At 66.7% G+C, this 21,885-nt stretch carries 19 protein-coding genes and 1 tRNA gene; 5 read left to right on the top strand and 15 right to left on the bottom strand.

Going from position 1 to position 21,885, the window contains the following annotated elements; genetic code table 11:
• From NA11_RS29695 to NA11_RS29685, 3 genes are all read right to left on the bottom strand, one after another.
• Positions 1-808: PP2C family protein-serine/threonine phosphatase (locus NA11_RS29695; RefSeq protein WP_141717914.1), on the bottom strand; the 808-nt coding region annotated here is incomplete at its 3' end.
• Positions 805-1,272, bottom strand: a complete 468-nt coding sequence (locus NA11_RS29690; RefSeq protein ID WP_069165345.1) for an FHA domain-containing protein FhaB/FipA — start codon at positions 1,270-1,272, stop codon at positions 805-807. The genes NA11_RS29690 and NA11_RS29695, both read right to left, overlap by 4 nt.
• A gap of 205 nt (positions 1,273-1,477) precedes the next feature.
• Positions 1,478-2,887 (bottom strand): FHA domain-containing protein, encoded by a 1,410-nt coding sequence (locus NA11_RS29685; protein ID WP_069165332.1) that lies wholly within the window; start codon positions 2,885-2,887, stop codon positions 1,478-1,480.
• Positions 2,888-3,113: 226 nt separating this feature from the next.
• Here NA11_RS29685 and NA11_RS29680 point away from each other — a divergent pair.
• Positions 3,114-3,196, top strand: a tRNA-Leu gene (locus NA11_RS29680).
• Between the two features lie 188 nt (positions 3,197-3,384).
• Here the strand turns inward: NA11_RS29680 and NA11_RS29675 are convergent.
• The 4 genes from NA11_RS29675 to NA11_RS29660 form a co-directional block, all read right to left on the bottom strand.
• A complete protein-coding gene (locus NA11_RS29675; protein WP_141717913.1) occupies positions 3,385-3,711 on the bottom strand; it encodes a hypothetical protein in 327 nt (108 codons plus the stop codon).
• 202 nt (positions 3,712-3,913) lie between these two features.
• Positions 3,914-4,864, bottom strand: coding sequence for a DUF6924 domain-containing protein (locus tag NA11_RS29670; protein ID WP_069165330.1), 951 nt, complete (start codon positions 4,862-4,864; stop codon positions 3,914-3,916).
• Positions 4,865-4,949: 85 nt separating this feature from the next.
• Entirely contained in the window at positions 4,950-5,222 is a 273-nt protein-coding gene (locus tag NA11_RS29665; protein ID WP_069165329.1) for a DUF6461 domain-containing protein, read from the bottom strand.
• A 160-nt stretch (positions 5,223-5,382) separates the two neighbouring features.
• Positions 5,383-6,810 carry a lipase family protein gene (locus tag NA11_RS29660; protein ID WP_069165328.1) on the bottom strand — a complete coding sequence of 476 codons (1,428 nt, stop codon included), beginning with the start codon at positions 6,808-6,810 and terminating at the stop codon, positions 5,383-5,385.
• A gap of 944 nt (positions 6,811-7,754) precedes the next feature.
• Between NA11_RS29660 and NA11_RS29655 the strand changes: the two genes are divergently transcribed.
• Positions 7,755-9,005: a lipase family protein gene (locus NA11_RS29655; protein WP_167837762.1), complete on the top strand. Its 1,251-nt coding sequence runs from the start codon at positions 7,755-7,757 to the stop codon at positions 9,003-9,005.
• 92 nt (positions 9,006-9,097) lie between these two features.
• Here NA11_RS29655 and NA11_RS29650 read toward each other — a convergent pair whose 3' ends face one another.
• Positions 9,098-10,288 (bottom strand): NADH:flavin oxidoreductase, encoded by a 1,191-nt coding sequence (locus NA11_RS29650; RefSeq protein ID WP_069165326.1) that lies wholly within the window; start codon positions 10,286-10,288, stop codon positions 9,098-9,100.
• Between the two features lie 94 nt (positions 10,289-10,382).
• On the opposite strand from NA11_RS29650, the gene NA11_RS29645 reads away from it, so the two are divergent.
• Complete coding sequence (locus tag NA11_RS29645; RefSeq protein WP_069165325.1) at positions 10,383-11,150, top strand: SDR family NAD(P)-dependent oxidoreductase; 768 nt, start codon at positions 10,383-10,385, stop codon at positions 11,148-11,150.
• A 9-nt stretch (positions 11,151-11,159) separates the two neighbouring features.
• Here NA11_RS29645 and NA11_RS29640 read toward each other — a convergent pair whose 3' ends face one another.
• Positions 11,160-11,798: a class I SAM-dependent methyltransferase gene (locus NA11_RS29640; RefSeq protein ID WP_069165324.1), complete on the bottom strand. Its 639-nt coding sequence runs from the start codon at positions 11,796-11,798 to the stop codon at positions 11,160-11,162.
• 116 nt (positions 11,799-11,914) lie between these two features.
• On the opposite strand from NA11_RS29640, the gene NA11_RS29635 reads away from it, so the two are divergent.
• Complete coding sequence (locus NA11_RS29635) at positions 11,915-13,330, top strand: hypothetical protein (protein WP_084655184.1); 1,416 nt, start codon at positions 11,915-11,917, stop codon at positions 13,328-13,330.
• A gap of 1,347 nt (positions 13,331-14,677) precedes the next feature.
• Here the strand turns inward: NA11_RS29635 and NA11_RS29630 are convergent.
• Positions 14,678-15,694: a stage II sporulation protein M gene (locus tag NA11_RS29630; RefSeq protein WP_069165323.1), complete on the bottom strand. Its 1,017-nt coding sequence runs from the start codon at positions 15,692-15,694 to the stop codon at positions 14,678-14,680.
• 43 nt (positions 15,695-15,737) lie between these two features.
• On the opposite strand from NA11_RS29630, the gene NA11_RS29625 reads away from it, so the two are divergent.
• Positions 15,738-16,547: an RDD family protein gene (locus NA11_RS29625; RefSeq protein ID WP_069165322.1), complete on the top strand. Its 810-nt coding sequence runs from the start codon at positions 15,738-15,740 to the stop codon at positions 16,545-16,547.
• A gap of 19 nt (positions 16,548-16,566) precedes the next feature.
• Here NA11_RS29625 and add read toward each other — a convergent pair whose 3' ends face one another.
• The 5 genes from add to NA11_RS29600 form a co-directional block, all read right to left on the bottom strand.
• Positions 16,567-17,583 carry an adenosine deaminase gene (gene add, locus NA11_RS29620; RefSeq protein WP_069165343.1) on the bottom strand — a complete coding sequence of 339 codons (1,017 nt, stop codon included), beginning with the start codon at positions 17,581-17,583 and terminating at the stop codon, positions 16,567-16,569.
• Between the two features lie 65 nt (positions 17,584-17,648).
• The gene (locus NA11_RS29615) at positions 17,649-18,944 is read right to left on the bottom strand and encodes a DUF58 domain-containing protein (RefSeq protein WP_069165321.1); all 1,296 of its coding nucleotides are present in this window, start codon (positions 18,942-18,944) and stop codon (positions 17,649-17,651) included.
• Between the two features lie 3 nt (positions 18,945-18,947).
• Positions 18,948-19,934, bottom strand: coding sequence for an AAA family ATPase (locus NA11_RS29610; RefSeq protein WP_069165320.1), 987 nt, complete (start codon positions 19,932-19,934; stop codon positions 18,948-18,950).
• Positions 19,931-21,040: a DUF4129 domain-containing protein gene (locus tag NA11_RS29605; RefSeq protein WP_084655183.1), complete on the bottom strand. Its 1,110-nt coding sequence runs from the start codon at positions 21,038-21,040 to the stop codon at positions 19,931-19,933. The genes NA11_RS29610 and NA11_RS29605 overlap by 4 nt, the downstream gene beginning before the upstream one ends.
• Positions 21,037-21,819, bottom strand: a complete 783-nt coding sequence (locus NA11_RS29600) for a hypothetical protein (protein ID WP_069165319.1) — start codon at positions 21,817-21,819, stop codon at positions 21,037-21,039. The genes NA11_RS29605 and NA11_RS29600 overlap by 4 nt, the downstream gene beginning before the upstream one ends.
• Between the last annotated feature and the right edge of the window lie 66 nt (positions 21,820-21,885).

The raw sequence follows: 21,885 nt of genomic DNA, 5'->3' as shown, positions 1-21,885 counted from the left end.
CGGCGGCGCGGCCTGCCGCGGTGTTCGGCGGCGGAGTGTCCTCGTCGACGCCGGACGCGGCGCCCGCGACGATCGGATGACTCTGGCCGTAGTCGAGATCGATGACGTCGGCGACGACGACCGTGACATTGTCCGGTCCGCCGCTGCGTAACGCGAGCTCGATGAGCCGGTCGGCGCACTCGTCGGTGCTGCCCTCGCGCATGGTGTTCGCGATGGTCTCGTCGCTCACCACATCCGAGAGGCCGTCCGAGCACAGCAGATAACGATCCCCGGCCCGCGCCTCGCGCATGATCAGCGTCGGCTCGATCTCGTTGCCGGTGAGCGCGCGCATGATCAGCGAGCGCTGCGGGTGGGTGTGCGCCTGCTCCGGTGTGATCCTGCCCTCATCCACCAAGGATTGGACGAAGGTGTCGTCCCTGGTGATCTGGGCGAGCTCGCCGCCGCGCAGCATGTAGGCGCGGGAATCACCGATGTGCACGAGGCCGAGTTTCTTGCCTGCGAACAGGACCGCGGTGAGCGTGGTGCCCATGCCGTCCAGCTCGGGCTCCTCCTCGACCTGGTCGGCGATCGCGGCATTGCCCTCGCGGGTCGCCGCATCGAGCTTGCCGAGCAGATCGTCGCCCGGCTCGTCATCGTCCAGATGCGCGAGCGCGGCGATCATCAGCTGCGACGCCACCTCGCCCGCGGCATGGCCGCCCATCCCGTCGGCCAGCGCGAGCAGTCGCGCGCCGGCATAGACGGAGTCTTCGTTGTTGCCACGGACAAGACCGCGGTCGCTACGTGCTGCGTAGCGGAGAACGAGTGTCACGATCGCAGCTCGATCACTGTTTTGCCGACACGGACAGGAGTGCCGAGCGGAACCCGCACGGCAGTGGTGACTTTCGCGCGATCGAGGTAGGTGCCGTTCGTCGAGCCGAGGTCTTCGACGTACCAATCATCGCCACGGGGAGACAGTCGCGCATGTCTGGTCGAGGCGTAGTCATCGGTGAGCACCAGCGTGGAGTCGTCCGCACGTCCGATCAGCACCGGTTGGGTGCCGAGCGTGATGCGGGTGCCGGCGAGTGAACCTTGAGTCACCACAAGAAATTTGGCGCCCTTCTGGCCCCGGCTGAAGGAGGGCAGCACCGCGGAACCGCGTGCGGCCCTGGGCTGTATCCGAATGCCGGATGCCGCGTAGATGTCGCTGCGCAAGGTGCGCAGCACCGCCCACACGAACAACCACAACAGCAGTAGGAACCCCGCACGGGTCAGTTGCAGGATCAGTCCCTGCACGGCGCTCCACCTCCTGTTCGACCGTGTATGTCGGTGCCGTAGGTGCGGTTCGACCACCCCCACCAGCATGCTGGTCTTGCCGACCCCGGTATCCGGTGCCGTGCGTGTGTTGGCAGCATCATAGGGCCGTCGGTCGATTTCGATCACGATACGACCGACGAATCCCTGATGGCCATGTCGTGACCTGCATCGCGAGCTTACGGGATCAGACGATACGGATCAGGATCTCGGAGTGCCCGGCGCGGATCACATCCCCGTCGGCGAGCTGCCAGTCTTGCACAGGTGAGCCGTTGACGAGCGTCCCGTTGGTGGATCCCAGGTCGGAAAGCATCGCGGTCTGCCCGTCCCAGCGGACCTCGATGTGCCTGCGCGAGACACCGGTATCCGGCAGCCGGAAATGCGCGTCCTGGCCGCGGCCGATGATGTTGCTGCCTTCGCGCAACTGGTAGGTGCGCCCGCTGCCGTCATCGAGCTGAAGGGTCGCCGAATAGCCCGAACCCGCTTGCGGGGCAGCGCCGTACGCAGGTGCGGCGCCGTAACCGGGCTGCGCGCCGTAGCCGGGCTGCTGCGAGTAGGCCTGGCCGTATTCGCCCTGCTGATCGGGGGCGTAGCCGGCCGGATCCGCGTAAGCCGGGTCGCCGTAGGCAGGTTCGGCGTAGCCTTGCTGGCCGTAGCCCGCCTGGCCGTAGCCCTGGCCTTGCTGACCGTAGGCAGGATCGGCGTACGCCTGTTCGCCGTAGCCTTGCTGGCCGTAGCCCTGCTGTTGCCCGTAGCCGGGTTCCTGATAACCGGGCTGGCCGTAACCAGGGGCAGGTTCCTGATAGCCCTGCTGCCCGTACCCGGGCTCCTGGTAGCCGGGCTGGCCGTAGCCGCGATCGGCGGCATAGCCCTGCTGCTGCCCGTACCCCGGCTCCTGGTAGCCGGGCTGACCGTAGGCCTGACCACCCTGCTGGTAGTCGTAGCCGTTCTGGTAGTCGCCATACCCCTGCTGCTGCGCGTCCGGGGCCTGATAGTCCGCACCGTACGGTGCAGCGCCACGACCGTAGTCCTCGCGGTACGCGCCGTTCTGCGGACGACCGGCAGGCGGTGGGGCGTACCCGCGGTTGCGTGGATCGGACTCCGCGGGCTCACGGCTCGGGTCGTAGCCTGAGTTCTGCGTCATGGGGCCAGCTCCTGGTTGCGGGTTTTCAGGTCGTTGTGGCGGGGGTTCGGGGCTTTGGGCTGCTTTCGCCCGGCGACCGATGTCCGGGTCGACCCGGCCGCTTGCCCTGAACTGTCCGGTGTGCAGCGTAGGTGATGCCTCGAACGCCACGTGTACTTCGCCGTAGGTCTGCCAGCCTTGCTCACGGATGTAATCCTGGAGGTGTTTGGCGAACGCGCGGGTGGTGAGGTCATGATCTGCGTCCAACTGCTGGTGATCGGAAGAATTGATGGTGATCACATAACTGTTGGGCGCCAACAGATGTCCGCTGCCGAGCTCCTGGACATGATCGGCGGCCTCCTGCTGCAGCGCCGCCTCCACCTCCTGCGGCACGACGTTGCCGCCGAACACCCTGGCGAACACGTCACCGACGGCGCCCTGAAGGCGACGCTCGAACCGAGAAACGATGCCCATGTCGGCCTCCCTTCGGTGAGCGTCTCTTCTTCGGATCCGTAACAACGACGCGCGAATATGGCGTGTCGCGTATCGAGCACGTTCATTGCATGATATCCACGATCGTCCACACCTGTAACTCTTGGACAGAACCCCAGGTTCCCCGGCCTGTCCAGCCCCCGCGTCGCGGCCCCACAAGGCGATTTCGTGTCAGCAGGAAGTGCGTGATACTGTCTCCGAGTCGCTCGGGCGAGTGGCGGAATGGCAGACGCGCTGGCTTCAGGTGCCAGTGTCCTTCGGGACGTGGGGGTTCAAGTCCCCCTTCGCCCACTTCATTCGATGCATGGTCCCTGCCCCCAGAGGGCGGGGGCCATGTCTCATTTCGTAGTGTTTTGTGGGGGCGCAGCCCCCACGCCCCGCTCGGCGGGGCTTCGCCCCCCGAACCCCCCAGTTTGGTTGTCTGGCAACTCAGGTGTCTTGGTTGTCTGCCGAGTCAGATGTCATGGTTGTCTGCCGAGTTAGATGTCGTCGACGTAGCGGAGTCCGCGTTTTCGGCCTTCGATGTGGCGAGGGTGCTGGCACATCTGGGGGTTGGCCAGCTTCGGGATGAGCAGGAGCAGCGGCCATATTGCTGCTCGCGGCATGATGGAGATCGCGATGTCGAAAGGGTTGGCATCCATGAACATCCGTAGGCGGAGGCCGTGTCGCTTCTCGAAGTTTCGGTTGGCGACGAAGGTGCCGACGATCCAGTAGGCCAGGATGCCGAGGCAGAAGACAATCAGCAACTGATTGTTCATCATGAGCTCCAGAAGGTAATAGCGCGTTGCCGTTACGGGTGCGGGCACCTGTGGGCAGTCTTCGAGGGATAGTTGGTTCTTTGATTCTGGGCGGCGCGCATGGTCAGCCGTGTCGGGCAATTGTTCGATAGCGCTGGGGTATCGAGTGTGATACCTGCGGTGTCAGGTCTCTGGCCCCGTGATTTCGGTCCGGGGATGGTGAGAGCCGGCTGTTAGCGGCCTTCGCGTGGGTGCCGGGTGGGGGCCCGTTCTAGTGGTAGGCCTTTCGGGGTGGCTTTGTGGGTTCGATGGGGATGTAGTCGCGGAAATCTGTGTTTCTGATTTCTAGGTTGCAGGCCATGGAGCCGACCTCGCGGTAGGGGAGGACGGTGTGGTGGCCTGGGGTGTCGTAGAGGTCTACGACGGTTAGGGGGCGGCCGGGGATGGCGAAGGTTCTGGCGTCGGCGAGTACGACCATGGGGGAGCGGGATGTTGGGGGGACGAGTGCTGGGACGTGGCCTGGTAGTAGGCCTTTGAAGGCTCGGTGGTCGACGGTGAGGGCGGTCAGCGGGTAGTGCTCCATGTCGATCTTGTCCAGGTCGGGGTTTGCGCCGATCCAGCCGTTCTCGTCGAGTCCGCCCAGCTTGTCGAGTAGGGCGCGCCAGCCTGCGTCGGTGCCGAAGAAGGTACGGACAAGCAGTACTCCGTCGGTTTCGGGGAGCGGAGGGAACGGGCGGCGGGGTGGTGCCGTCGGCAGGGCGGGGAAGGCCGGTCTGCCGCGGTCGCCTTGGTACATGCCGTCCACGTCCATGTCGCGGACCAGATGGTCGAAGGTGAGGACGCCGCCGAGCAGGTCGGCAAGGATCTCGCCGAGCCGGGTCGAGGAGACCCGGACGCCGCGGCCGGGTATCACCGCCAGGTCAACCAGCAATGGTCCGTCGCCGCCGTATATCGCCGGAATGTCGGATAAGACGAGAACCGGTGGTACCGGGCTGTTGTCGGGGACGAGCGCAGGGAAGTTTCCGCCGTGCAGCTTGTTCCATCGGTGGTCCTCGATCGGGCGCAGCCGCACCCCGCTGTCGCCGACGACGAGCACATCGCCTTCGCGGCGGCCAGCGATCTCGTCGAGCAGGCCGCCCCACCGTGCCATGCCGTCGTGATAGGACGTACAGACCAACAGCACTTCACCAGGATCCGGCTCGGGGAGTTCGGGGTAGGACATGACGCTCCTCTAGAAGTGGCCTGGCGGGTTGTGATCAGACCCCGTCGGGTGTTGGCAGGCGCGCAGCCGTCCGCCGCTGTGGGTGTCAATCGGGGATGCGTACTGTGCCGCACAGGAATTCCGCGTCGTCGTAGAGCACGGTGTCGGAAACCAGGACTCCGGTGAGTCGTTCGGCAAGGGCGAAGGCGGCTGTCTTGGTGGCGCCGGTGTCTTCGCAGTCCTCGACGAGGGTCAAGCAGTACGCCTGGAACAGGCTGTCGCCGAGGATCCAGTCGTAGTCGGCGGCAACGGCATTCGATCGTCCCCTGCGCCGCTGTGGTCGCGGCTGGCCGCCGGAGGTGGCTGGTTGTGCTGTCATCACGGCCTTACATACCAACGGTCCGCTTGTTCGGACCGTTGGGCTCATCGACCGCTGTGGGTGGTCCGTTAGTCCACCTACCTAATTTTTCGATCATTCCGCAGCTGAGATGCCGGAAGCCCGGTCCAGGTGGACCGGGCTTCCGGGGTGGGGCGTGGCGTCAGCGGCTGCCGATGGGTTGTTGGAGGATGCCGCCGAGGAGGTTGCTCACCCCGCGCAGCCAGACCGGCCAGGTGGCCGGGTCCAAGGCCATGGAGCCTTCATCGCGGATCGAGCAGCCGGATTCGACTGGGACGCCGTTGAATCGGTCCTGTAACCAGACCAGGACGCGTGGCATGGAGATGATTTCCAGGGTGATGTGTTCGCTGAAGTTGTCGCGAACGTACTGCACCCGCGCCTTCGGGTCGGTGCAGTACTGGTCGACCAGTTGGTTCACCGGGCCGACCGGCGCGAACTCGTCCGGGTTGGACTGGTAGATGAACATCGGCATGTCCGGTACCGCGTGGCCGAGCCGGATCTTGTCGAAGACCTGGCTGGGGATCGGTTGGTGCAACGGATCGGGCTCGTCGAAGAGGCCGGGCAGGTTCATGAAGGGAAAGATGCCTGCCGAATAGAGGCACAGCGAGTTGCCAACGGGGATCAGTGCTTTGCCGAGCGGGTTCATGTGCTGCTGGATGTAGTCCGCGAGCTCGGGGTACTCCTTGGCGACGCCGAACAGACCGTTGAGGATCAGCGCTGAGCCGAGGTTGTTGCTTGCGGTGTTGACCGTGGTGCGCAGATCGGGTTGGTTACCGCCCTCGGCGACGCCGACGACGTTCAGTTCTGGTGCGTAGGAGGCCTTCATCTCGGCGACGTGGCCGGTGGTGATGGCACCGCCGGAATAGCCTGCCACGCCGACTTTGGTGTCGCGGTTCAAGCCCATCGGTGCGAAGTTCTCCACCGCCCTGATGCCGTCGAGGGTGATCCTCGCCCCGAGTGGTCCCGCGGCGAACGCGGAATTCGGACCCTCGTGGTCGGGCATCGCGACGGCCCAGCCCGCGCCCAAACCGGTCAGCGGCGCGACGAATTCGAAGGGGATGTCGAATTGTCCGGAAATGGTGCCTGGCACGGAGGCCTGCTGCAGCGCGTAGGACGCCGCGCAGTAATTCGCGTTGGAATCCTCCGGGAACTGATAGGAGAGCAGGTTTCTCGGCTCGCCCTTGTTGTCGCCGCGCGGCTTCATCACGGTTGTCACTGCCGCGATCGGCTGGTCGCGGGTGTTGGTGGAGCGATAGGACAGCTGCCAGGCGTCGATGTTGAACGGGAGGACCGAGTAGAACGCCAAATGCACCTCGCGTGCGGCGATGATCTCGCCCGGCTTCTTGGCGGCGACGATATCGGCCGGTGGTGCGTAGAACGCCGGATCGAGTTCCGGCGGAGCCGGTGGAATCGGGAACGGCAGTACGGGTTGGACAGGGACGGGTGGTGCGGGAAGCTCCGGCGGTGCGGCGGTGGCGACTGCCCCGGATTGAATGACTGTCAGGATGCCCGTGAGAACCAGGGCCGCCACCACCGGTGAGCGATGCTTCCGTATTGCGCTGATGCTCATGTACTCGTGCTCTTCCTTTGCTGACCGGAAACCCGATGTTTCATAGAGGCCCGGCTTAAGTACCTAAGCAAACAGCACGAGGACACTTACTATCCACCTGCAGGAACATAAACTTTTCGTCAAGAGGTTGTGCACATTGCATAAGCTGTCGCCTTCGTGACGTTGTGCTGTCGATGGTGGGGTAGCGCGAATCGGACGGACGTCGCGAAACGGACCGGTGCGCAACTGCATCGTCCTCGGCCGTTCGAAACCGGGTGAACCGGTGCGGTTCTCAGACCTGCACGACTGGTGTCGCACGCGATACTCCGTCATATCTCCGGCGGAAACTCCGCCCCGGATGCAGGAATTGGTGGTGGCTCTCCGCGAAAAAGGCGATGGCTGCGGATGATCCAAGTGCCCGCTTGTTGCTCTTACGCAGAGACTCGCGTTGGACGGTCCAGGCGTGTGCGATCGGATCCTCCTTGCGCGGCTTGATACTTGGCTGCCGGAGACCTCGCTTGCGCTGGTGGACAGCGAGATACCGGACGCTCCTGCGGCGAGACATGCCGTGATTCGTTCGGGATTTTTGCCTGATTTTCAGCGAAAACTCAGGAATTGCCGGTTCGTTGCGCAATGTCGGTCTCGTCTAGCGCTATGCTCGCCGCGCTACTTATCCCCGAATCCAGCGTTTCTCAAACGCTTGCGCGCCACTTCGGCCGCGGCCGCGGTCTGTGTAATGAGGCGCTGTTCGTGGAGTTTCAGGAATGTCATGCATCTCCGACTGCGAAGGATCGCGTATGAAGATGTCCCAAACACGGCATCGTCGATATGGACGAACAACGATGTTCGCCGCAAGCGTCGCGGCGGTTATTCAGGTGGCAGCCGCAGGCTTTGCCGCAGCGTGCCCTTGCGATGGTGGCAACTCGGCCTATGTGCCAATTCAGCCCGCACTGACCCCGCCGGCAATGCCTGCGGAGGATCAGCGTTTTCTGAATCCGCCGCTGGACGCGTTTATCAACAAGCAGCCGGGTGAGATCATTGCCGCCCGCGAAGTTCGCCCTGCGTTCGAGTCGCTTATTCAGCCGGACGTTGATGCATGGCAGCTGTCGTTCCGTTCCACGAACAGCAAGGACGAGCCGATCGCCGCGGTGACGACGGTGATGAAGCCGCGCGGTGGCAGCCCGACCAACCTGTTCTCCTTCCAGGTGCCGGAGGACGCCGTCGCGGCGCACTGCGCGCCGTCCTACACCACTCAGGTGCTGGCGCTCCCGCCGAACTACGCGGGCACGATCGGCCCGAACTTCATGCTCCCCATTGCCCTTTACGCAGTCACCAAGGGCTGGGCAGTGTCGATTCCGGACCACGAGGGTTTGCTGTCCGCGTTCGCCGCGGGCCCGCTGTCGGGTCGGATCACCCTCGATGCCGCCCGTGCGACACAAGATTTCAAGCCGATGAACCTGCCCGGTCGCGACACGAAGATCGCCTTCTGGGGTGACTCGGGCGGTTCCATTCCGACCATGCACGCCGCCGAACAGCGCGCGTCCTACGCGCCCGACCTGAAAGTCGCCGGCGTTGTTTCCGGCTCGACGCTGTCAGATCTGCGTGAGATGGTCAACTATCAGAACAATGGTGCGGTGGCCGGTACGGTTTTCACCGGCGTCGTCGGCGTGAGTCGCGAATATCCCGAACTGCAGCAGTACCTGGATCAGCATATGAACCCGCTCGGCCAGGGGCTGCGGTCCGTGCACAGCAACGTCTGCCAGGGCTGGTCGGTATCGCTGTTCCCCGCGCTGAACATCAAGGGGCTGTTCGACACGCCGGACTTCACGCGTGAGCCGCTGCCGTCGCAGATTTTCGACAAGGTGCGTTTGGGGCATTCGACTCCGGACATGCCGGTGTACATTTTCCAGTCGGCCGGTGACTGGATCGTGCCCGCCTATGCGACCGACCGATTGGTGAACGGCTATTGCCAGGACCCCGACGCGAAGATCACCTATCGCCACATCACCGTCGGTGAGTCCTACACCCAGGCCTTCTTCTCGGTGCCGGGGACATTCAATTGGCTGCAGGACCGGTTCAACGGAGTTCCGGCGGGTGGCTGTAATACGGCGGCTGTCGGCGCAATCTCCGACGAAGGTTCGCCCGAGATGCAGCAGTGGCTCGATATCGCTGGCCCGAAGCTGACCGCCGAGGTCAAGGCCAAGCGCGGTTTCTGATCGACAGGCAATACGGCCGTTCGGCGTGATGCCGACGTAATCCGAGAGAAGGCCCGGTCCACCAGGATCGGGCCTTCTCGCTGTTCGCGGTGCTATGTCGTTGCCGCCGAATCGGATACCGGCGTGGTCAATACACACCGCGTGCCCTGATAGATCGTCGGCATGCAGCGATTGCAATGGGTGCACCGAGTTTCGGCGGCCGCGTCCGCGCGCATTCGGTTGACCAGTCCCGGCTCGTGCAACAGCGCGCGGGCCATGGCGACGTACTCGAACCCGTTGGCCATCGCGGTGTCCACCGCGGCACGCGAGGCGATCCCGCCTAGCAGCACCAGCGGCAGCGCGAGCTCGGCGCGGAAGCGCAGCGCGGTATCGAGCAGATAGGCCTCGTGATACGGATAGCTGCGCAGGAATCGGCGACCGAACAAACGAATGCCCCAGCGCTGCGGCGGCGGGAACTGCGCGGCGAACTCGTGCAACGGCACCTCGCCGCGGAACAGGTACATCGGGTTCAGCAGCGAGCTGCCGACGGTGAGTTCCAGCGCGTCCAGCGCGCCGTCCTGCGCGAGCCACTGTGCGACGGACAGGCTTTCATCGACGCGGAAGCCGCCGCGCACCCCGTCGTCCATGTTGAACTTCGCGAGCACCGCGATGCGGTCGCCGACCGCCGTGCGCACCGCATCCGCGGTCTGCCTGGCCAGCCGGGCCCGGTTCGCCAGTGTGCCGCCGTATTCGTCCGTGCGTTTGTTCAATGCCGGGCTGAGGAACGAGCTGATCAGATAGTTGTGCCCGAAATGCAGTTCAACGGCGTCGAATCCGGCCTCGACCGCGATCCGGGCCGCATCCGCGTGCGCGGTGACGATCCGTCGGAGGTCGGCGCGGGTTGCCGACCGGGTGATCCGCAGGCTGAGTGGACTGAACTGCCTGTTCGGTGCGAGCGCGGTCGCGCGATTGGAGGCCGCGTTCGCGACCGGGCCGGCGTGGCCGAGCTGAGCGGAGACCGCACCGCCCGCCTCGTGCACCGCGTCGGCGAGCCTGCGCAGTCCGGGGACGGCCTCGGGACGCATCCAGATCTGGTGCCGATCGGTCCTGCCTTCGGGCGCGACCGCGCAGTAGGCGACCGTGGTCAGTGCTGCGCCGCCCTCGGCGACCTTGCGGTGGAAGTCGATGAGTGCGTCGGTGACCAACGCGTCCGGGGTGCGTCCCTCGAACGTGGCGGCCTTGATGATTCGGTTGCGCAGCCGAATCGGCCCGAGCGTGGCCGGTTGAAACGCATCGTTCGGCATCTCCTCAGACTAGAACGTGTTGCAGTTTGATGTTCGGAGAATGAGGTACTGGAACCGGCTGCGCACACAATAAGAACCTGTTCTAATTCTTGGCATGCGCAGATATGACGGCCGCCGCGTGGTGGTGACGGGAGCAGGCTCCGGCATCGGGCAAGGCATCGCCCTCCGGCTGCTCGACGAAGGCGCCCAGCTGGTCGCCGCGGACATCGACGAGCCCGGCCTGGCGACCACCGCGGAAAAGGCGGGTGACGCCGCCGACCGACTGCGGACGGTCGCGGTGAACGTCGCGGACCAGGCCTCGGTCCGCACGGCGCTCGATACGGCGCTCGACTTCCTCGGCGGACTCGACGTGCTGGTGAACGCGGCAGGCATCCTGCGCCCGGCGCGTACCCACGAGATGCCGCTCGAGGCGTGGAATCAGGTGATCGGGGTCAACCTCACCGGCACCTTCCTGGTGACCCAGGCCGCGCTGCCCGCGCTGGTCGACACCGGACACGGGGTGGTGGTGAACCTTTCGTCGACCGCGGCCTTCAGCGCCGCGCCCTATCTCGCGGCCTACGCGGCGTCCAAGGGCGGCGTGAACGCCTTCACGCACGCGATCGCGCTGGAATACGCCAAGCAGGGGTTGCGCGCGGTGAACATCGTGCCCGCGGGCATCACCAGCGGCATCACCACGAAATCGATTCTGCAACAGCCGGAAGGCTTCGACCCGAAGCTGTTCTCCCGGATGACCGGGTGGCTCAACGGTGGTGCGCTCGGCAGTCCGGAGGACATCGCAGGCGTGGTCGCGATGGTCGCCTCGGAGGACGGGCGCTACATGACCGGGACGGAGATCCGGATCGACGGCGGCGCACTGATGTGACCGGCGTGGTCACCCGGGCGTAGCAACCAGCAGATGATGCGGGATCGGTGGCTGTGGCAGTTGCTGGTGGTCGACCGTGCAGCCGGCCTTCTCCAGCGCGGCAATGACGTCCGCGACCGGGCGGAGCGTGAAACCGTAGGCGGTGAACGGCAATGTCGCCATCGTGTCCGGGTCGCCGATGCCGATCACCAGGCGCCCGCCCGGCCGCACCACCCTGGCGAGTTCGGCGCAGGCGGCGTCGAGGTCGGGCACGAAATACACGGTGTTGACGGTGATCGCGGCGTCGAGGCTGTTGTCGCGCAACGGCAGGGCGGTGAGCGAGCCCTCGGTCAGGCGCAGGCGATCGTTCGCGATCTCCTCGGCGTGCTTGGTACGGGCCCGGGCCAGCATGTCCGGCGAGATCTCGATGCCGTGCACGACGCCGGTGTCGCCGACCTGCGCGAGCAGCAGCGAAAGCCCCGCGCCCCCACCGAATCCGATGTCGGCGGCACTCGCGCCGGTGGTGAGCGCGGTGGCCGTCACGGCAGCCTCGATGGCGCGCTTGTTGCCGCGGTTGAGGACGAAGGCCACCCCCTTGCCGAGCACGCCGTGTGGATTGCCGAGTTGACCGGCCAGCGTGGAGAACATGCGAGCGCGCACACCGTTCATGGCGCCATCGTAGCCACCGAGCCGCCGGAATTTGGATCATCAACGTTTCGAATACTGTGCCGCGAGCGTTCGTTTCGGTTCGATCGGATGCTGTGTTGCCGACCCGAAAGAATGCTGTGCGTACACCTTTGATTCTGCTGGCCGCCTGTGTGACGGCGCTGTGCACCGCCGGGCCTGCCGGAGCGACAGGGGATTGGGGGCCGCTGGCGCCGCCCAACCCACATCTCGGGCCGATCGGCACCGCGACGATGCACGGGGACGCCGGATCGTCGGATGCCACGCCGCTCGCCGGGCCGGATACGCGCGCCGTGTCGGTCACCGGGTATCCGCTGGCCGCGGCATGCCCGACCCTGCTGGAGGGCTCGGACAATCTGGCGGTCGCACTGTGCACGGCGATCGTTGGCCAGGCGCCGATCGTGTACCTGATCGATCCCGCAGACTCGGCACCGATCGGGCATCCACTGGCCACACTGCCGCTGGCAAAGGGCAGCTTGCTCGGTGGCGTGTACGCCTACCTGGACAATCAGGATCGGCTCGTCGTCGTGGACGGCAACAACCGGCTGCTCCGCATCGGGCACGAGCGGGACGCTGCGGGCGCGTGGCGATTGGTGAGTACGGCGGTCGCCGAGCTGTCCGCGGTGATTCCGGTGGGCGACAACGTGACCGGGCTGGTGCCGGATTGGTCGGGAAACGTCTGGTTCGCGACCGGCAATGGCGTTGTCGGACTGGTCGGACCGTCCGGGCAGGCGGCCACCCTGGCCTTGCCCGCCGGAGAGCAAGTGGCGAACAGTATTTCGGCGGCGCCGAGCGGGCGGATCGCGGTCGCCACCACACACGCGCTCTACGAGTTACACGCCGATGCGTCGAGTCGGCCCGAGGTGCTCTGGCGGGCGGCCTACGCGCGTGGCTCGGCGCGGAAGCCGGGTCAGCTCAGCTGGGGCACCGGCTCGACACCGACCTACTTCGGGCCGCGCACCGGCGCCGACTATCTGACCATCGTCGACAACGCGGACGGCCAGGTCAACGCGCTCGTGTTCCGTTCGGGAAACGGGCAATTGGTGTGCACGCAGCCGGTGCTGGCGAAGGGCGGTGCCGGGAGCGAGAATTCGCCGATCGGCGTCGGCCGGTCGATCGTCGTCGCGAGCACCTACGGGTATCCGTATCCGGCCGTGCCGGAGGGCGCGGGGCCTGCCGTGCCGCCGACCGCGCCGTTCCTCGGCGGCATGACCCGGGTGGATGTGGATGACGCCGGTTGTCGTCCGGTGTGGGAGAACACGGTGCGCAGCGCGGCGGTTCCGCATCTGTCCACCGCCGATGGTGCGGTCTACACCGTGACCAGACTCGGGCCCGCGAATACCACTCCGGCGGATGGTTATGCGTTCACCGTGGTCGATCCGGTGACCGGTGCGGTCAGCGCGAGCCACCCGCTGCCGGGCACCATCGTCGCCGACCCGCTGCAGACCTCGCCCTTGATCACCCATGGTGGTCACGTGCTGCAGGGCACGATCACCGGAATCCTGCGCATCGGCTGAGACCGGTGGGAGTTCCCAGTCCGGGTGCGGTTGTCGGTATCTCGCGGCACGGCGGGTGGATGTCCGTGCCGCTCAATCGAGTTCACGGTTTGTACACAGGCGAGCGCCTGTGGATAAATCTGTGCGCTGCTCGAGGAGCGATGCGCCGCTGCCACCGCTGATTCGCCGCCGTGTGGGCGCGATAGTGCGGCGCGCTTGGCTGCGCAGCAGCGCATTTCACCTGTGGATGGTGCTGTGTGTTGTTTCGGGATGGCCGAGTGCCGTTCACCTGTGCGTTGCCGGTCCGACCTCGAGCATTGCGGCACAGACGACTCCGAAGGGCCTGGCTTACGGCTGTGGATGCGCGTTGTGGCGGTAGGCGAGGCTGTGCGCGAAACCTGTTGATGCACCGTCGCCTTTGTGGATGATGCCGCCGTACCCAGGTGTGGACATCGATCCCACCGAGCGCGGGCATCCGCGGCGCCAACAGGGTGTGCTGATGCTGTGCACAGCGGTGGACTACCGGTGACTCCCAGCCTGTGGACGGGCGTCGAGGACGTTAACACCGGTGGCCCGGATGGCTATGTGGCGTCGGCGCGGCAGGCTCCGTGATAACCGCTGCGCCTGCGGTTTCGGAGCGTGCGCGCAACGCCTCGGCGTGTTGCAACGGCGTGTCTAGTTTGGGGACAGGTTGCCGCCCTGTCGATTTCGCGGCTTTCGCCGCATCCCGAGGCCAAGTGAGGCGAAGATCACACCCCTGCGCGAGGTTGCGGTCGAGGTGCTGAACGGCGCCTGGCAAACCTCAGCGCGGGCGACCTTTGTGTGTCTGGTTATTTCCGATTCTCACACGACACATGCATGTCTTCGGGCAGTCCTAACAGGTCTGCATCGTGTTAATTGCGTCGTAAACAAACCTCAGGTTGCTTTTGAAACATCCATCATCCAGCTATCCCGTTTTGTAGAGGTGAACGCGCAGGTAGAGGCCTACGTAGCCGTGCCATGGAGAGATCTACGTTGGCATGGCAGCAAATCGCTTTGAGAATGTTTGTTACATCCCCGAGTGGATATGGGTGGACCTGCGGATTCCCTCGATCGCCGACTCGTGGAGTGATCGAATCGGTCGCCGCGGCGGCAGCCACAAGTTAGCTGGGAGAGTGAAAAATGATGCACCCACATGGGTTTGCTGAAGCGCTGCTTTATACGCTTGACACGAGCGACGAGGGTTGCATCGGCATAACGATTGTGTAGAGTCAACGGCAACGCTGGCCGCAGCTGAGCACGACTCGCTGCGGCCAGCGGAACTCAAATGGGGAAGTCGAAACCAAACCGTGACTCGGCGTTGCTGTCGATTGTCCGAACGCACTCTGCTCAGCGGATGCCCAAGGTTGTCTGCGGACCCTCCGGTGCCACCTCACCCGTCACACCCCGCGCCCGTTCGGCTTGCTCCGACACCACTCGGCGACCCACCCCGAACACATAGACCAGGAACAACGCCTCCGCGGTGAACCCGATCGCGATCCGCACCGGGGCGGGCAAGGCGCTCGGGGTCACGAAACCCTCGATGCAGCCGCACACCAGCAGCACCCCGACCAACCCGAGCGCGATCGTCGCGGTCGCCCTGCCCTGCCGGGCCACCGCCTCCACCCGGCTCAACCGACCCGGATCTATCAGCGTCCAACCAAGTTTCAGCCCGGCGCCGCCCGCGACGAACACCGCGGTCAGCTCCAGCGTGCCGTGCGGCAGGATGAAACCGAAGAACGAATCCAGCCGTCCCGCCTCGGCCATCAGCCCGGCGGAGACGCCGAGATTCAGCGCATTCATGAACAGCAGATACACCGCAGGCAGGATCAGCACGCCGGTGAACAGCGCGATCGCGGTCACCCATGCGTTGTTCGTCCACACCTGCGCGGCGAACGCGCCCTGCGGATGCTCGGAGTAATAGGACTCGAACGCGCCGCCACGCCCGGTGATGTCGCTGGTGTCCGCCGGAATGCCGAGCACCCTCCGCGCCGAATCGAACTCCGCCACCCAGAACGCAAGCCCGGCGGACACCAGCAGGAACACCGCCGCCACGCTGACCCACCACGGCCACGACCGATACAGCGCGGCAGGGAAGGCATGCGTCCAGAACCTGCCGATCTCCTGCCAGGCATCGGACTTGCTGCCGAGCACCCGGCCACGCGCCCGCGCCAGCAGCGCGCTCAAGCCGGCGATGAGTTCCGGGTCAGGGCTGTGCGACTGCAACCTGGCCAGCTGCTGGGACGTGCGCCGATACAGCATGACGAGCTCATCGGCCTCCTCGCCGCTGAGTTTGCGCCGGGAGGCCAGGTAATCGAGTCGATCCCAGGCCCTCCGGTGTGCATAGCTGTACGCGTCAACATCCATTGGCTTGCCTCCCACTACCGCCGGTCGGAAGAATGCTATCCACATGGCTGAATTCACCACCGGCGAAGCGGTCGCTCTCGAGCTGCCGATCGCGCGGATCCCCACCAGAGCCACCGCGTTCCTGATCGACGTGTTGGTGCAGGGCACGCTTGCCTTCATGCTGCTGTTCTTGTTCGTCGCGATGATGCTGCCCGCAGGCGCGGATTCGGCGTGGTTGCAGGCGGTCGTGCTGATCACCGTCGTCGGCGTGCTCGTCGGTTATCCGGTGACGTGCGAAACCGTGTGGCGTGGCCGGACATTGGGCAAGCTGATGCTCGGGCTGCGGGTGGTGCGCGCCGACGGCGGCCCCGTCGACTTCCGGCATGCGCTCACCCGCGGGCTGGCCGGTGCGATCGTCGACTTCTGGATGCTCGGCGCGTTCGGCGCCGTCGCGGTGGTCACCTCGCTGTGCTCGCCGAACGCGCGTCGCGTCGGCGATGTGCTGGCAGGCACGGTGGTGGTGCACGCGCAGCGGGCGCTGCCTGCGCCGCTGCTCGCGACCGCGCCGCCGTGGCTCACCGGGTGGTCGGCGCAGTTGGAGCTGGCCGGGCTGCCCGAGGATCTTGCCCTCGCGGTGCGTCAGTACCTGAGCCGGTTCCGCACGCTCACCCCGGCGGCACAGCACGAGCTCGGCAGTGCGCTGGTGGTCGCGGTGTGCACGCGGCTGCAGGTGCCGCCGCCGCAGGAGTATCCGCCGTTGCAGATCCTCGGCGCGATCATCGCCGAGCGGCAACGCCGGGTGCTGCCGCCGCCGATGTTCCCGGTCTTTCCGGTCGCGCCGATGGCGCCGTTGCAGCCACAGGCGGGTTGGTAGCGGTCGGGGCCAACTGTTCTCAGCGGTTGGCGGCGACGTAGTCGTCGATCTCGCGCAGGAAAAGGTCGAGCCGTGCCGGGGTGATCCACGAGGCGCGGAACGAGTTCTTCGCCAGCGTCACCAGCTGATCGATGTCGAGGCCCGCGTGCTCGGCAAGGGCCAGGTAGTTGTCCGCCGCGTAGGCGCCGAAGTACGCGGGGTCGTCGCTGTTGACGGTCACCGTGAGGCCGCGGTGCAGCAGGGCGACGATCTCGTCGGACTTCATCTGGGTGGTGACGAACGAGTTCGAGACCGGGCAGCAGGTGAGCGCGATGCCCTTGGACTTGGCCAGATCGACGAGCCGGTCGTCCTCGACGATGTTGGTGCCGTGGTCGAGCCGGTCGACGACGATGTCCTCCAGCGCCTGCCTGATGTGTTCGATCGAGTCTTGCTGGTCGATATCGCAGTGCATCGTCAGCAGGAAACCCTCGCGCCTGGCCCTGGCGAAGACGGCCGCGAACTTGCTCGGCGGGTTCCCGCGTTCGTCCGAGTCGAGCCCGACACCGATGATCCAGTCGCGGTAGGGCAGCGCCTCGAGCAACGTCGCCATCGCGTACTCCGCCGAATAGTCGCGCAGGAAGCAGAGGATCAGCTCGGCCGAGATGCCGAACTCGCGGCGGGCCTGCACGATCGCCGACCGATATCCGGTGATCACCGTCGCGAACGGGACGCCGCGGCCGGTGTGCGCCTGCGGGTCGAAGAACATCTCGACATGGCGGATGCCCTGCGCATGCGCCTTGGTCAGATAGTCGAAGGCCAGGTCGTGGAAGTCCGCAGACTCCTGGAGCACCCGCATGGCCGGGTAGTAGACCTGGAGAAACGAGGTCAGATCGTGGAACTGATACGTCTGCTTGACCGCGTCTACCGACTTCTCGGCCAGCGCGATCCCGTTGCGTTCGGCCAGCCGGAACTTCAACTCCGGCTCCAGCGTCCCCTCCAGATGCAGGTGCAACTCGGCCTTGGGCAGGCCGCGGACGAACGAGGCGAGATCAGCCATGGCTTCCATCATGCGCTCCGGTCGGCGTCGCCGCGGGCGTTCCGCCGGTGGTCTCCGGTCCGGACCTACATGGTGCCGGACTGCTTGAGTTCCAGGTATTCGTCGGCGAGGGCCTCAGGGAGGTGGCCGGGGGAGGCGGCGACCACGGCGATGCCCTTGCGGCGCAAGGATTCCTGGACAAGGGCGCGCTCGGCGAGGACGGTTTCGGCGGCCGCCGCGGGGTAGAGGTCGGCGCGGGTGGTACGGCGCGCGGCGGCCGCGGCGACGTCGGGATCGGTGACCGAGACGATGAGGACGCGGTGGCGCTGGGCCAGGACCGGCAGCACCGGGAGAAGGTTCTCCGCCACCGCGGCGCCGTCCAGGCTGGTGAACCAGACGACCAGGCTGCGGCGGCGGGTGCGCTGGATGGCGGCGCGCACCAGGCCTGCGCTGTCGGTGTCGACCAGGGCGGGCGTGATGCCAGCCAGCGCGTGCATCAGCTTCAGCTGCAAGCTCTTTCCGCCGATGCCGCGTACCTCGGCGCGCGGCGCCCGGTCGTAGGCGAGCAGGTCCACCGAGTCGCCCGCAGCCGCGGCGAGCCCGCCGAGCAGCAGCGCGGCCTCGATGCTGGCGTCGAGGCGGGTGCCGTCACCGACGCGGCCCGCGCTGATCCGGCCGGTGTCGAGCAGCATCAGCATGTGCCGGTGGCGTTCCGGGCGCCAGGTGCGCACGAGCACGTCGGTGGCGCGGGCGGTGGCCCGCCAGTCGATGGCGCGCACGTCGTCGCCTGCCACGTATTCGCGGAACGAGTCGAACTCGGCGCCCTGGCCGCGCAGATTGGCCACGTTGCGGCCCTCGAGGTGTTGCAGGCGTTTGACTTTCGAGCGCATCAGGGGCTCGCTGCGGAACGGGGGCAGCGCACGGACCCGGGCAGGGACGGCACGGCGGGTCTGGGTCCCGGCCAAGCCGAGCGGGCCGATCAGCCGGACGGTCACCTGACCTGCCACGCGGTCACCGCGATAGGTCGGCGTCAGCGTCGTGCGGAAGCGGACCAGCGTGGCGGGCGCCAAAGCCAAGTCGTGCGTGCGGTTTTCGGCATTGGCGCTGCCCGGCCAGTCGTCCCACACGACGCCGCGCATGGTGCGGGATCCGGTGTTCGTTGCGACGAGTTCCACCTCGGTGGCGCGGCCGAGCCGGACCGTCGTCAGCGGCACCCTGGTCAGGGTGAGATCACGTGCCCTGGCGACCGAGCCGATGTCGAAGAGCAGGCCTACCGCGAGGACCGCCGTCGCGATCAGCACCCCGAGCAACGACGGCATGACAAAGGTGACGAGCAGCGCGAGCAACCCCGCCGCCGCGGCAAGCCGACCGGTGACGACCACGGACTAGACCGGAACCGGGACCGAAAGCAGCAGCGACGACATGACGCCCTCGGTGGTCACGCCGTCCAGCTCCGCCTCGGGCCGCAACTGCAGGCGATGCCGAAGCGCCACGACCGCAACGGATTTGACGTCGTCCGGGGTGACGAAGCCGCGCCCGGTCAACCACGCGTAGGCGCGCGCGGCCGCCATCAGCGCGGTGGCGCCTCGGGTGGACGCGCCGTGCTGTACCGCAGGGGACATCCGGGTGGCCCGGCACAGGTCGACGGTGTACGCGAGCACCTCGGGGCTGATCGTCACCGTGCCGATCGCGGCCCGCCCCGCCGCGATATGCGCCCGGCCTGCCACTGGACGCAGCCCGGCCGCGGCCAGGTCGCGCGGGTCGAAGCCTGCGGCGTGCCGCTGCAGAATGCGGAATTCGTCGTCGCGGCCGGGCAATTCGACGTCGACTTTGAAGAGGAACCGATCCAGCTGCGCCTCCGGCAGCGGATAGGTGCCCTCCTGCTCGATCGGGTTCTGGGTGGCGATCACGACGAACGGATCGGGCAGCGGCCGCGGCTTGCCGTCGACCGAGACCTGGCGCTCCTCCATCGATTCCAGCAGCGCCGACTGGGTTTTCGGTGGGGTGCGGTTGATTTCGTCGGCAAGCAGCAGATTGGTGAACACCGGGCCGTGCCGGAAGGTGAACTCCGCCGAGTGCGGGTCGTAGATCTGCGAGCCGGTGACATCGCCCGGCATCAGGTCGGGGGTGAACTGCACCCTGGTGTGGTCCAGATCCAGTGCCGTCGCCAACGCGCGCACCAACAGCGTCTTCGCCACGCCGGGCACACCTTCGAGCAGCACGTGCCCGCGGCACAGCAACGCGAGCACCAGGTACATGATCGCGTTGTCGTTGCCGATCACCGCCTTGCCGATCTCGGTGCGCAACGCCGCGAACGCCGCGCTCGCCTCCGCGGCGGTCGGCGTGTGGTTGACGTCGGCGGTGCTGGTCATCGGGTCTCCTGTGTCTGACGGGGGGCCTGTGTCTGGTGGATCCGGGGCACGGCGGCATCCGAGACCGCGGCGCGGTGCGCCGTCGTGTCGTGTGCGTCGATCCAGTCGAGCTGTGCCGCAACGAGTTCCAGCGTCTCGGCGTCGGGAACCGGTCCGAACAGCGCCATCCCGATCTGGTTCGGGTCGGCGCCGGTGCGCGCGGCGAGCGCGGCGACCAGCCGGTCCGCCGGGGTGTCCGCGGTCATCCCAAGGGCGGGGCGGATGCGGCGCAGCGTGGCCGCGCGCAGCTTGCCTGCGACATGTTCATGGTCCTTCGACCGCCGATACAGCCCCGCCTGCCCGGCGAGCAACTCGTTCGCGGCGACCTCGACCGGGCGTGGTTCGCGCACCAGCGCGCCTCGGCGGCGCGCCCGCCACCACACCACCACGGCGCCCGCGATCAGGAATTGCACAAGGCCGAAGAAGACCGGCGCGGGCAGCCGATCCCAGATCGCATCGCTGCCTGCCCCGAAGTCGGGCTCACCGATGTCGGGCGGCTGGTTCGGCAGGTCGGGTGGTTGCATCGGTGTCGGCGCGGTTGGCGCACCGCAGGACTGCAGCACGGCATAGAACAGGAGCAGGAACGCGGCGACGGCGGCGAGGGTGGCCCAGAACTTCGGGTTGCGCAGCAGATCGGGTAGGCCCGGCAGCTTCTTGCGGGCCCGAGGCGGTTTCTCGGGCGCGGTCACGTCCGTCGGTTCTGCTGCGGGCGGCGGCGCGGCGGCGGAGAACTGGTCGGCGTGTTCGAGCCTGCGATACTCGTCTTCGGTGGCGCGGCGCCCGCCGTAGACGACCTCGTCGAAACTGTTAGCGGCGGGCCGCAATTCGGCGGCGACCTCGGGCTGCACCGCGCTGCTCGCATCATTGGCGGTCTCCCGCGCGGTGCGCGACCGGCGCACCTCGAGCACGCCGCGCTGCTCCATCCCGCGCAGCACCGCGCGGAACCGTTCGCGCAGCGCGCTGTCGAAATCCTGTTGCTGCGCGGCATTTTCGGCGGCCGCGCGGTGCTCGGCGGCCGCGCCGAGGCGAGGCGGTCCCGGTGTCTGCTGATCGTCGTGCCCGGTCATCGCCGCTCCTGCCCGGGGATACGGATGTCCGCACCTTCCCGGCGACACCGCCGGTCGACGTAGGACACCACCCTGGTCGCCGCCTCGACGACCTCGCCGAACGCGACGATCAACAGCGCACCGCCGGTGAGCAACACGATCACCTGCCACCGATGGGTGCCGGAGAAGTCGGAGAGGTACCACGGAATCCCCAGCAGCGGAACGCACAGCAGGCCGAGCAGGAAGCGCTGCACGAACCACAGCCCCACCACCGACCATTCCGCCCCTGCGGCAAGCAGTTTCGAGCGGGCGGCCGCGGTCCGGTGCGATGCGCGCTCGGCGAACACCACCGGAACCACGACGAAGCGTTTGGCCCGCAGCCAGGCCAACCAGACAACGCCGAACGGAAACGTGATGATCAGCGGCACGGACAGGGCGAGGATGCCGAGGCCGACGGTGGTGTAGAGCAGCTGAAAGATCAGCAGTGGTCCGATCCGCGCGCCGAGCCTGCCGAGCGCGGCGCGCCAGCCGATCGGTGCGCCCGCGATGCTCGCCAGCCCGATCGCCACTGTCGTTCCGCGCAGCACCAACCGCATCAGCCACGCACAGCAGGCCGTCGACAGGACCGCCGCCCACGCGGTGGCCGCGTCCGAGCCGTCGGTCATGGACGAGACGCCAACGGTGACCGCGACAACCAGCAGCTCGGCGAGCACGAAGGTCGCCGCACTCAGCACGGCCAGCGCTGGCAGGTTCGCCTGGACCAGCGCGAACGGCACGTCGAGCAGTTCGCGAAAGGTCATCGGACGGACGGGCACCGTCGTTCCAGGGGACCCTGGTACCGGATCGTCTCCCGCCCCGACGGCACC

Origin of the sequence: Nocardia altamirensis NBRC 108246 (assembly GCF_001612685.1) — a bacterium.
GTDB classification, from domain to species: Bacteria; Actinomycetota; Actinomycetes; order Mycobacteriales; family Mycobacteriaceae; genus Nocardia; species Nocardia altamirensis.
The sequence above is the reverse complement of the archived record's forward strand: the minus strand, read 5'-3'. Positions and strand labels throughout refer to the sequence as shown.